Source organism: Streptomyces sp. NPDC058685 (assembly GCF_042714725.1).
Taxonomy (GTDB): domain Bacteria; phylum Actinomycetota; class Actinomycetes; order Streptomycetales; family Streptomycetaceae; genus Streptomyces.
On sequence record NZ_JBHXSL010000047.1, the window covers coordinates 47,086 to 58,379 of the forward strand.

12 protein-coding genes and 3 tRNA genes are annotated in these 11,294 nt (G+C 70.2%); 8 read left to right on the top strand and 7 right to left on the bottom strand.

What is annotated here, in order from left to right; translation table 11 throughout:
• Nucleotides 1-47: 47 nt before the first annotated feature.
• From ACFWU3_RS28900 to purS, 7 genes are all read right to left on the bottom strand, one after another.
• A complete protein-coding gene (locus ACFWU3_RS28900) occupies nt 48-863 on the bottom strand; it encodes an META domain-containing protein (RefSeq protein WP_384443580.1) in 816 nt (271 codons plus the stop codon).
• 120 nt (nt 864-983) lie between these two features.
• Nucleotides 984-1,775: a sterol carrier family protein gene (locus ACFWU3_RS28905; protein ID WP_384443565.1), complete on the bottom strand. Its 792-nt coding sequence runs from the start codon at nt 1,773-1,775 to the stop codon at nt 984-986.
• A 13-nt stretch (nt 1,776-1,788) separates the two neighbouring features.
• Complete coding sequence (locus ACFWU3_RS28910) at nt 1,789-2,673, bottom strand: M23 family metallopeptidase (protein WP_384443567.1); 885 nt, start codon at nt 2,671-2,673, stop codon at nt 1,789-1,791.
• Nucleotides 2,674-2,733: 60 nt separating this feature from the next.
• Entirely contained in the window at nt 2,734-3,234 is a 501-nt protein-coding gene (locus ACFWU3_RS28915) for an ArsR family transcriptional regulator (protein ID WP_327682650.1), read from the bottom strand.
• 113 nt (nt 3,235-3,347) lie between these two features.
• A complete protein-coding gene (purL, locus tag ACFWU3_RS28920) occupies nt 3,348-5,597 on the bottom strand; it encodes a phosphoribosylformylglycinamidine synthase subunit PurL (RefSeq protein WP_384443569.1) in 2,250 nt (749 codons plus the stop codon).
• Nucleotides 5,594-6,274 carry a phosphoribosylformylglycinamidine synthase subunit PurQ gene (gene purQ, locus ACFWU3_RS28925; protein WP_340473961.1) on the bottom strand — a complete coding sequence of 227 codons (681 nt, stop codon included), beginning with the start codon at nt 6,272-6,274 and terminating at the stop codon, nt 5,594-5,596. Before purQ ends, purL begins: the two co-directional genes overlap by 4 nt.
• Entirely contained in the window at nt 6,271-6,516 is a 246-nt protein-coding gene (purS, locus tag ACFWU3_RS28930; RefSeq protein ID WP_147987130.1) for a phosphoribosylformylglycinamidine synthase subunit PurS, read from the bottom strand. Before purS ends, purQ begins: the two co-directional genes overlap by 4 nt.
• A 292-nt stretch (nt 6,517-6,808) precedes the next feature.
• Here purS and ACFWU3_RS28935 point away from each other — a divergent pair, with 292 nt between their 5' ends.
• From ACFWU3_RS28935 to ACFWU3_RS28970, 8 genes are all read left to right on the top strand, one after another.
• A complete protein-coding gene (locus ACFWU3_RS28935; RefSeq protein WP_352209516.1) occupies nt 6,809-7,144 on the top strand; it encodes an Lsr2 family protein in 336 nt (111 codons plus the stop codon).
• Nucleotides 7,145-7,244: 100 nt separating this feature from the next.
• Nucleotides 7,245-7,316, top strand: a tRNA-Gly gene (locus ACFWU3_RS28940).
• 78 nt (nt 7,317-7,394) lie between these two features.
• Nucleotides 7,395-7,467: transfer RNA gene (locus ACFWU3_RS28945), tRNA-Gly, on the top strand.
• A 181-nt stretch (nt 7,468-7,648) separates the two neighbouring features.
• Complete coding sequence (locus ACFWU3_RS28950; protein ID WP_384443572.1) at nt 7,649-8,566, top strand: ABC transporter ATP-binding protein; 918 nt, start codon at nt 7,649-7,651, stop codon at nt 8,564-8,566.
• Between the two features lies 1 nt (nt 8,567).
• Nucleotides 8,568-9,332 (top strand): ABC transporter permease, encoded by a 765-nt coding sequence (locus ACFWU3_RS28955; protein WP_384443574.1) that lies wholly within the window; start codon nt 8,568-8,570, stop codon nt 9,330-9,332.
• Between the two features lie 20 nt (nt 9,333-9,352).
• Nucleotides 9,353-10,561: a sensor histidine kinase gene (locus tag ACFWU3_RS28960; RefSeq protein ID WP_384443581.1), complete on the top strand. Its 1,209-nt coding sequence runs from the start codon at nt 9,353-9,355 to the stop codon at nt 10,559-10,561.
• On the top strand, nt 10,558-11,166 hold the full coding sequence (locus ACFWU3_RS28965) for a response regulator (protein WP_384443576.1): 609 nt from the start codon (nt 10,558-10,560) through the stop codon (nt 11,164-11,166). Before ACFWU3_RS28960 ends, ACFWU3_RS28965 begins: the two co-directional genes overlap by 4 nt.
• A gap of 22 nt (nt 11,167-11,188) precedes the next feature.
• Nucleotides 11,189-11,261: transfer RNA gene (locus ACFWU3_RS28970), tRNA-Gly, on the top strand.
• The last annotated feature ends 33 nt before the right edge of the window (nt 11,262-11,294 follow it).

Here is an 11,294-nt window from a genome sequence, read left to right on the forward strand (position 1 = left end):
CACTGGTCCGAATTGGGGAGTACCCGGGCCTCTCGGTGACCGCACGGTCACCCGGTGGTGGCGTTCGCGGAGATGCCTTTTCCATTCGCCGCGGTGAGGGTGAGACCGCGGTGCTGAAGGGTGAACGTCACCTTTCCCTCGAGCGCCTTGCGCATGTGGTTCTCCACCGTGCCCGCGGTGCCGGCGCACATCTTCCGGGTGCTGGCCAGGCGGTCGAAGGTGATCATCGAGCCGGAGACCTTCGCCGTGCTGCTGAAGGTGTTGCAGCCGAGGCTGCCGCGCACGGAGCCGTCCTTGGCGAGGGTGAAATAGGCGTTCTTCTCGGTGCCGGCCGGCAGGGAGGTCGCGACATCGCCCGTGAGCAGCGAGTTCACCGTCCACTTGGTCCCCGCGAGGGGTGCGGCCGGCTCGGAGGTCAGGGTGATCGAATCGCCCTTCGGGGTGGTCAGGGTGAGGTTCTTGTCGACGAGCTTGGCCTTGAGCTTCCCGGTGAAGGCGTCCTTCATCGCCTCCTCGAAGCCCTGGATGTCCTCGGCGCAGCCCATCTCGGTCATCTCGCCCTTGCCGACGGTGACGGTGTCGCCCTCGACCTTCACGGCCGCGCCGAACTGGTTGCAGCCGTAGTTGCCCTGGGCGCGGCCCTTGTCGGTGATCTCGACATGCGCGCCGTTCGGGGCCGCGGACTTCTTGCCGTCGACGGTGACGCTGTCGACGCTCCAGTGCACGCCGGTCAGGGGCAGGTCGGTCGTGACCGATCCGCCCCCGTCGCCGCCCGACCCGGAACCGGATCCCGATTCCGTGCCGCAGGCTGCGAGCGCGAGGAGGGCCAGGGCAGTGACAGGGATGCTCAGCTGGTTACGCATACCGATGTGACGGAGCACACCGCGCTCCGGTTCCCGCTCGTACACCGGGCGCGGGATGCCTGTCTGTACACCGGGCGCGGGATGCCTGTCCGTACACCGGGCGCGGGATGCCTGTCCGGATCAGCCCAGGACCGGCAGCAGCGCGGCGAGGTCGGCCCGCTCCCCGCTGGCGCTCACCTTCGCGGCATCGAGTGCATCGGCCCAGCCGGTGCGTCCGGTGGCGAGCCGGATCCAGGTCAGCGGGTCGGTCTCGACGACATTGGGCGGGGTGCCCCGGGTGTGCCGGGGGCCCTCGACACACTGGACGACCGCGTAGGGCGGCACCCGGACCTCGACCGAACCCCCCGGCGCCTTCACGGCGAGCGCGTCGGCCAGGAGCCGGGTGCAGGCGGCGAGCGCCTGCCGGTCGTACGGGATCGCCGTCCCGGCCGCGTCGTTCAGATCGTCGGTGTGGACGATGAGTTCGACGGTCCGTGTGACGAGGAAGTCGCCGAGGCGCATGGCTCCGAACCGGGTCGGGATCAGCCGGTCGTCGGGAACACCCGCCAGCGCTTCCTCGATACGGACGGCCGCCTGCTCGTACAGCTCGTCGGTGGTGGCGCCGGCCACCAGTGCGCGGACGTCCTCGTCGACCTGGCCGGCGGCCGAGGCCGTGGCGAACGGCCAGTCCAGCAGGGCGACTTCCTGCCGTGCGGGCTCCGGCAGGGCGAGGTTGCGGGCGACGACGGCGACGGCCATGGACAGATGGGCGGCCAGCTCGCGTACGGTCCAGTCCCCCAGCCGGGTGGGCAGCTCCTGCTGCTCCGGCGTGAGCTTCGACACCCCGTCGCGTACGTGGCCGAACTGGGTCAGCACGGCCGTACGGATCTTGGCGGGGTCGTAGCTGCGGGTGCGCTTCCTGGCTGGTGGCATGGCCCGAGGGTAATCAATCACCCTGCGTCGGCAGGGCTGTTTCTCCAGCCGGGGAAGCGGCCCGCGAAGGGTCCGGGGAGGTGGCAGGGGAAGCGTCGGCCGTGAACGTCTCGCCGTTGCGCGGGACACCGATGCCGCGCCACGCGAACGGGACGCCCCGGGCGGTGTCCAGGTCCGGCCCGTCCATCAGCTGGAAGTGGACGTGAGGCTCACTGGAGTTGCCGGAGTTCCCGCAGCGGGCGATCTGCTGCCCGGCACGGACGGTGTCGCCCGCGCGGACGCTCAGCGAACCGCGCTGGACGTGGGCGTACATCGCGTAGGTGCCGTCGCCCAGGTCCAGGACGATGTGGTTGCCCACGACCCAGGAGGCACCGCCGATGTCCCGCACGCTCGCCTCCACCAGCAGCATGTAGACCAGCATGGCGAGAGAGTTGCGGCTCAGATGGTCGCGCCGTCCGTCCGAGGCGTGCACGACGGTGGCGTCCGCGACCGCGAACAGCGGTGCGCCGAAGGCCGGGAAGGCGCTGTTGCGGCGGGCGAGGGGCCAGAGCCACGCGAACGCGGGGCGCGCGCCCTTCTCGGGCTCGGCGACGATGTCGATGGCGTACGTCTGCCCGTAGGCGTGGACCCCGTGGCTCGGCACCTTGTCCGCGGGGCTGTTGAGCGCCGTCCACCGGCCCGCGACCGGGGGCCCCACCTCGACGGCGGGCGGCCGGTGGGCGTGGGCGCGGCGCGCGCGGCGGCTCAGCTCCACGACGATGGCGAGAGCGAGGACGGCGGGCAGCCAGACCCAGTGCGGGGAGAAGGGCAGCTCGGTGACGAGGCTCGTGACAACCAGCGCGAAGAAGACGACCCAGCAGACGCGCTGGGCCACGGTCAACAGCTTCCGGACGGACATCGTCGTCACCTCTCAGGGCTCTCGGAGCGGTCGGGGCGGTTCCGGGAATCGGACGGGGCGCTAGGGGCGGGCCGCGGCAAGCGCGACCAGCAGGGGCACCACCCGTGCTCCCGGTACCTCGTAGCGGCCACGGCTCGCGGTGTGCAGCCAGCCCGCGGCGGTCAGCTGGCGCAGATGGTGGTAGATCTGGCCGGTCGTGCCGAGTCCTTCGAGCTCGGTGAGCTCGGCCGCGGTGCGCCGGCCGCCGAGGATCTCGCGCAGCAGCCGCAGCCGTACGGCATGGCCGAGAGCGGCGAAGGAGTCAGCGGCGTCCGACCAGTCGCCGTCGAGCAGCTGCTCGCTCAGCAGGCCGTACTGCCATTCGTACTGCTCCTGCGTCGGCAGCCGTACGGCCCCGGTGAACAGCACGCCGCCGGTCTGCGCACCGGCCTCGGCGAGCTGCTCCTTGAGGCCCTCCAGCGCCCAGAAGTCGCCCTCGCCCAGCCGGGGAGCCGCGCGGTCCGCCTGCTCCAAGGCGGCGAGCCGGCGTTCCAGCGCGGCGACCCGTTCTTCCAGTTCCATGATGCCAACATACGTAATTACGTAATCACGCGCAACGGTGCAGCGGTGCGGTGTCCGGACACGACGGAGCCCCCGCCCCCGGGAAGGGGGCAGGGGCTCGGCGGATGCCGCGGTCAGACCAGCAGACCCGGGATCGTCTCCTCGTGCGCCGTGCGCAGCTCGCTCAGCGCGATACCGAACTCGCCCTGGACCTCGATCTCGTCACCGTCCACGACACCGATACGGGTCACCGGCAGGCCCCGCGCACCGCACATGTCGGTGAAGCGGAGCTCCTCGCTGCGCGGCACGGAGACAACCGCGCGCCCCGCCGACTCGCTGAACAGGAAGGTGAAGGCGTCCAGACCGTCCGGGACGACCAGCCGCGCGCCCGTCCGGCCGCGCAGGCAGGACTCGACGACCGCCTGGATCAGACCGCCGTCCGAGAGGTCGTGCGCCGCGTCGATCATGCCGTCGCGGGAGGCCGAGATCAGGATCTCGCCGAGCAGCTTCTCGCGGTCCAGGTCCACGGCCGGCGGCATGCCGCCGAGGTGGTCGTGGACGACCTGGGACCAGGCCGACCCGCCGAACTCCTCCTTCGTGTCCCCGAGGAGGTACAGCAGCTGCCCCTCCTCCGCGAACGCGATGGGCGTACGGCGCGTGACGTCGTCGATCACACCGAGCACCGCCACGACCGGCGTCGGGTGGATCGCCGTCTCACCGGTCTGGTTGTAGAGCGACACATTGCCGCCGGTGACCGGGGTGCCGAGCTGCAGGCAGCCGTCCGCGAGACCGCGGGTGGCCTCGGCGAACTGCCACATGACGGCCGGGTCCTCGGGCGAACCGAAGTTCAGGCAGTCGGAGATGGCGAGCGGCTTGGCACCGGAGGCGGCGACATTGCGGTACGCCTCCGCCAGCGCGAGCTGCGCACCGGTGTACGGGTCGAGCTTGGCGTACCGGCCGTTGCCGTCGGTCGCCATGGCCACGCCCAGGTTCGACTCCTCGTCGATCCGGACCATGCCCGCGTCCTCGGGCTGCGCCAGGACGGTGTTGCCCTGCACGAAGCGGTCGTACTGGTCGGTGATCCATGCCTTCGAGGCCTGGTTCGGCGAGGCGACCAGCTTCAGGACCTGCTCGCGCAGCTCCTGCGAGGTCGACGGACGGGGCAGCTTGCCCGCGTCGTCGGCCTGGAGGGCGTCCTGCCACTCCGGGCGGGCGAACGGCCGGTGGTAGACCGGGCCGTCGTGCGCCACGGACCGCGGGGGCACGTCCACGATCTGCTCGCCGTGCCAGAAGATCTCCAGCCGCTCGCCCTCGGTCACCTCACCGATGACGGTGGCGATGACGTCCCACTTCTCGCAGATCTCCAGGAAGCGGTCGACCTTGTCCGGCTCGACCACCGCGCACATGCGCTCCTGCGACTCGCTCATGAGGATCTCCTCGGGCGAGAGCGAGGAGTCGCGCAGCGGCACGGTGTCCAGCTCGACCCGCATGCCGCCGGAGCCGGCGCTCGCCAGCTCGCTGGTGGCGCAGGACAGCCCGGCACCGCCGAGGTCCTGGATGCCGGCGACGAGGTGCTCGCGGAAGATCTCCAGGGTGCACTCGATGAGGAGCTTCTCCTGGAAGGGGTCGCCGACCTGGACGGCGGGGCGCTTGGCCGGGCCGGTCGCGTCGAAGGTCTCGGACGCGAGGACCGAGACGCCGCCGATGCCGTCGCCGCCGGTGCGGGCGCCGTAGAGGATGACCTTGTTGCCGGGGCCCGAGGCCTGCGCGAGGTGGATGTCCTCGTGCTTCATCACGCCGATGCAGCCGGCGTTGACCAGCGGGTTGCCCTGGTAGCAGGAGTCGAAGACGACTTCGCCGCCGATGTTCGGCAGGCCCAGACAGTTTCCGTAGCCGCCGATGCCCGCGACGACACCGGGCAGCACCCGCTTGGTGTCGGGGTGGTCGGCGGCGCCGAAGCGCAGCGGGTCGACGACGGCCACGGGGCGCGCGCCCATCGCGAGGATGTCGCGGACGATGCCGCCGACGCCGGTGGCCGCGCCCTGGTAGGGCTCGATGTAGCTGGGGTGGTTGTGCGACTCGACCTTGAAGGTGACCGCGTACCCCTGGCCGACGTCGACGACGCCGGCGTTCTCGCCGATGCCGACGAGCATGGCGTCGTTCTCGGGGACCTTCTCACCGAACTGCTTGAGATGGACCTTGCTGGACTTGTACGAGCAGTGCTCCGACCACATGACGGAGTACATGGCGAGCTCGGCGCCGGTGGGACGGCGGCCGAGGATCTCGTTGATCCGCGCGTACTCGTCCTGCTTCAGGCCCAGTTCGGCCCAGGGCTGGTCGACGTCCGGCGTCTCGGTGGCGTGCTTGACGGTGTCGAGGGTCATACGGTGACCAGCTTCTTGATGATCGAGGTGAAGAAGGCGAGGCCGTCGGTGCGGCCGGTGCCGACCAGCGGCTCGACTGCGTGCTCGGGGTGCGGCATCAGGCCGACGACGTTGCCCTCGGCGTTGGTGATGCCGGCGATGTCACGGAGCGAGCCGTTCGGATTCCCGTCGAGGTAGCGGAAGGCCACCCGGCCCTCGGCCTCGAGCTCGTCGAGGACACGCTCGGCGGCGACGTAGCGGCCGTCGATGTTCTTCAGCGGTACGGAGATCTCCTGGCCCGCCTCGTAATCGGCGGTCCACGCGGTCGTCGCGTTCTCCACCCGGAGCTTCTGGTCGCGGCAGATGAAGTGGAGGTGGTTGTTGCGCAGCATCGCGCCCGGCAGCAGATGCGACTCGGTGAGGATCTGGAAGCCGTTGCAGATACCGAGGACCGGAAGTCCCGCCCTGGCCTGCTCGATGAGCGTCTCCATCACCGGCGAGAACCGGGAGATGGCTCCGGCGCGCAGATAGTCCCCGTAGGAGAAACCTCCGGCGAGGACCACGGCGTCGACCTGCTTGAGGTCCTTGTCGCGGTGCCAGAGGGAGACGGGCTCGGCGCCGGCGAGACGCACGGCGCGCAGGCTGTCCCGGTCGTCCAGCGTTCCGGGGAAAGTGACGACTCCGATGCGAGCTGTCACGACTCCACCTTTACGACGAAGTCCTCGATGACGGTGTTGGCGAGGAACGTTTCGGCCATCTCGTGGATGCGGGCGAGGGCGGCGTCATCGACCGGCCCGTCCACCTCCAGCTCGAAACGCTTTCCCTGACGTACGTCCGCGATGCCGTCGAATCCGAGACGGGGCAGTGCGCGCTGAACTGCCTGTCCCTGGGGGTCGAGGATCTCGGGCTTGAGCATGACGTCGACTACGACGCGTGCCACGGGCACTCCCGGTGGTGTGTTGCGAGGGCGGTTCCCTCAGCGTACCCGGCCGGAAAATCTACTCGCGTAGATATCCCGAGAACATCCTGGGTAACGCAGGGAGAAAATCCAGGAAAAATATCCCGCCCGTCATTGCTCCGGACACGCGCATGTAATTGAGTGGGCTTCACAATGTGTCGTCGGCCGCTGTACAAAGGAATACAGAGGAAAGCATCTTTGCCCCTCGGCAGCCGGAAAGCCGGTGGCACCGCATGTCAGAACGGGTGACACCGCAGGGAAAGGACCGATATCCGTGGCTCAGCGAGTAGTGGTCGCGCTCTTCGACGACATCGACGGCGGAGAAGCGGCGGAAACGGTCACGTTCGCCCTGGACGGGAAGTCGTACGAGATCGACCTCAATCCCGCCAATGCAAAGAAACTGCGCAAGGCGCTCGCCCCGTACGTCGCGGCCGGCCGGAAGCAGAGGGACACCGGCAGACGCGGCAGGGCCCGCACCGCCTACACGCACACCTCGCTCGAACCGGCCCCGGCAGCCGTACGGGCCTGGGCGCAGTCCAACAAGATGGACGTGCCCGCGCGCGGACGCATCCCGAAGGCGGTCTACGAGGCGTTCCGCGAAGCCAGTTGAGCGCCGCGCGCCGATCCGAGTTGCACAGCACCCCTGCTGTTCGGCTAGAGTCTGGAGCACGCCGAGGGGCGAGGCCGCAAGGCCCCACCTCACGCAGCGTGCGGGTGTAGTTCAGTAGTAGAACATCCCCCTTCCAGGGGGAAGGCGCAGTGTGCAATTCCTGTCACCCGCTCTCATCGCTTTACCGTCCTCTCACGGGGATCGGGTAAGGTGATGCGGCACCGCCCAGTGAGAGCTGAGCGGGAGCAATGCGGACGTAGCTCAGTTGGTAGAGCGCAACCTTGCCAAGGTTGAGGTCGCCAGTTCGAACCTGGTCGTCCGCTCCGGAACGAAGGCCCTGGTCATCGACCAGGGCCTTCGTCGTTTTCCCGCACCCCTGCCGGCCCGGATTCCCGTACCCCTGCCGACCCGGACCGGACCGGCTGCCGCGCCCATGACATTTGTCATCGGGGCCGATGACAGGGCGCACTGCTCGGCGGCCCGTACGGGCGGAAGCCTTGAGACATGACCACAGACGACCACGTGATCCGGGCCGAGCAGGTCCGGCGCTCCTACACCGGGGGCTTCGAGGCCGTGAGCGGGATCTCCTTCTCCGTCCCGCGCGGCGAGATCTTCGCGCTGCTCGGGACGAACGGCGCCGGCAAGACCTCCACCGTCGAACTGCTCGAAGGACTCGCCCGGCCGACCGGCGGGTCCGTGCGGGTCCTCGGCCACGACCCGTACCGCGACCGCTCCGCCGTGCGGCCCCGGATCGGGGTCATGCTCCAGGAAGGCGGCTTCCCTTCCGATCTCACGGTCGCCGAGACCGCCCGCATGTGGGCCGGTTGCACCACCGGAGCACGGCCCGTCCCGGAAGCCCTGGAGCTCGTCGGGCTCGGGAGGCGGTCCGGCGTCCGCGTCAAGCAGCTCTCCGGCGGTGAGCGGCGGCGGCTGGATCTGGCGCTGGCGCTGCTCGGACGGCCCGAGGTGCTCTTCCTCGACGAGCCGACGACCGGCCTGGACGCCGAGGGGCGGCGCGACACCTGGGAGTTGGTGCGCGCCCTGCGGGAGGGCGGCACCACCGTGCTGCTGACCACGCACTATCTGGAGGAGGCCGAGTCGCTGGCCGACCGGCTGGCGATCATGCACCAGGGACGGATCGTGACCGGCGGCACCCCCGCCGAGGTGACCGCGTCCCGGCCCGCCAGGATCCGTTTCCTCCTCCCCGAGGGCTTCCCGGCCGGACGGCTGCCGCTGTCCCTCCAGGCCGGGGCCATGGGCCGCCGCGTCGAGATCCGTACGCACGAACTCCAGGACGACCTCGGCGAACTGCTGCGCTGGGCACGGGAGTCGGACGTACGCCTCGAAGCGCTCGACGCCCGCTCCGCCTCCCTCGAGGACGCCTTCCTCGACATCGCGCAGACCGAAACGGCAGGGGTGTGACATGAACGCCACCACACGCAGGCTCAACGCGCTCGGGCGCGCGGAGCTGACCCTCCTCGTACGCAACCGGACCACCCTCTTCGTGGCCCTGCTCATGCCCCCGGCGATGATCATGCTGATGGCGTCGACGCTGGACGGCATGGACCTCGGCCCGACCGGGATGAGCATCGGCGAAGCGACGATGACCGGCGGGATCGGGATGGTGCTGATCCTCGTCGTCCATCTCAACCTGGTCTCGGCCTATGTGGCCCGGCGCGAGGAACTGGTGCTCAAGCGGCTGCGCACCGGAGAGGTGCCGGACCACGAGATCCTCACCGGGACCGCGCTGCCCGCCGTCGGGCTCGCGCTCGCGCAGTGTCTGCTGATCGTGATCGCCGGCATGGCCCTGCTGGATCTCGGGGCACCCCGGCGGCCCGACCTGCTCGTCGTCGGCATCCTGCTGGGGACACTGCTGATGGCCGCCCTCGCCGCCGCCACCTCCGCGTTCACCCGCACCGTGGAGAGCTCGCAGATCACCACGATGCCAATGTTCCTGATCTCCCTGCCGGGCTCCGGCCTGCTGTTTCCGCTGGACGTCCTGCCGGACAGGATCGCCTCGGTCTGTGAACTGCTGCCACTCACCGGAGCGATGACGCTCGTACGGGCGGGCTGGCTCGGCGACACCGGCTCCGGGGAACTGCTGGGCGCCGCGATGACCGCCCTGGCCTGGGTCGTGGTCTCGGTGTTCGCTGTGCAACGGTGGTTCCGCTGGGAACCCCGTCGCTGACCTCGGGAGTACGTGTGCCGGTGAAGGCATGGAGCAAACGCAGCGGTCTGGCCAAGGTGGACCTCTACACCCGCGGCACCGTGCATCTGATCATCTGGTTCGGGCCCGTCGGGCTGGCGCTGCTGCTGATGACCAGGCCGGTGCGCAATGGCGGACAGACGCCGGTCCTGCTGGCCACGCTGCTCTGCTGCGTCGTGACGGGCGTGCTGTGCGGCCGTCTCCTCCGGCACGCGATGGACGTGTACCTGGGCAGAGGGCAGCTGCCCCCGCGGCTGCTGGGCCAGGCCGCCGCCGCGACGGCCGCCACGGCCGGCGGGGTGGCCGTGCTGGCGGCCACCGTCGATCTCGAAGGGCTGCTGCCCACCATGCTGGCGGCGGCGGTCGTCCCCTTTCTGACCGTCCACACGCTGCTCGTGCCCAACCGGGTCTCGGTCCTGGTCCAGCTCGGCGTGCTCCTCGCCGTGGCCGGACTGCTCACGGCGACCGGCAGCTCGGTTCAGGAGATGCTCATCGTCCTGCCCGCCCTCGCCTTCAGCACCGGGTGGATGGCCTTCACCGCGCGTGCGTCGATGTGGGTGCTGGCGGTGATGTGGGAGCTGCGGGAGGCTCGGGACGTTCAGGCACGGCTCGCGGTCGCCGAGGAGCGGCTGCGCTTCGGCCGCGATCTGCACGACGTCCTGGGACGCAATCTCGCCGTCATCGCCCTGAAGAGCGAACTGGCGGTCCAGCTGGCCCGGCGCGAGCGGCCCGAGGCGGTCGACCAGATGACCGAGGTCCAGCGCATCGCGCAGGAGTCGCAGCGGGAGGTGCGGGACGTGGTGCGCGGCTATCGCGAGGCGGATCTGCGCGTCGAACTGGAGGGGGCGCGGGGCGTGTTGGCGGCCGCAGGCATCGCCTGCACCGTGACCGCGGGGGACACGGTCCTGCCCGGCGATGTGCAGTCCGCGCTCGGCTGGGTGGTCCGGGAGGCCACCACCAACGTGCTGCGGCACGGGGACGCGCGGCGCTGCACGATCGCGGTGGACACGGCGGACGACGGCGTCGTCCTCGTCGTCGAGAACGACGGAGCGGGTGCCGCGGTGGCCGCGCCCGGCTCGGGTCTGACCGGTCTGCGGGAGCGGCTGTCCGCGGTGGACGGCGCCCTGGAGGCGGGCCCGGTGGACGGCGGACGGTTCCGGCTGACGGCCCGCGTACCGCTGACACGAGCCGACATGAGGGAGGCGGTGTGACCGTACGTGTACTGCTCGCCGACGACGAGCATCTGATCCGCGGGGCGCTCGCCGCGCTTCTCGCGCTGGAGGAGGACCTCGTGGTCGTCGCGGAGGCGGCCTCGGGTTCGGAGGCGCTCGCCATGGCGCTGGCGCACCGGCCCGACGTCGCGGTCCTCGATCTCCAGATGCCGGGCGCCGACGGTGTGAGTGTGGCCACATCGCTGCGGGCCGAACTGCCCACGTGCCGAACGATGATCGTCACCAGCCACGGACTGCCGGGACATCTGAAAAGGGCACTGACAGCGGGTGTGCGGGGCTTTGTCCCGAAGACGCTGAGTGCCCAGCGGCTCGCGGAGATCATCCGCAGCGTGCACGCCGGAAACCGTTACGTGGACCCGGAGTTGGCGGCCGACGCGATCTCCGCCGGGGACTCTCCGCTGACCGCCCGGGAGGCGGAAGTGCTGACGCTGGCGGCCGACGGCGCACCGGTCGCGGAGATCGCCGAACGGGCCTCGCTGTCACAGGGGACCGTGCGGAACTATCTGTCGTCCGCCGCCTCGAAGCTGGGTGCCGAGAACCGGCATACGGCAGTCCGTCTCGCACGCGAGCGAGGTTGGGTATAGTGGTCTCCGCGCCACGGCGCATGCGGACGTAGCTCAGTTGGTAGAGCGCAACCTTGCCAAGGTTGAGGTCGCCAGTTCGAACCTGGTCGTCCGCTCGGAAAGAAGGCCCCGGTCCTCAGGACCGGGGC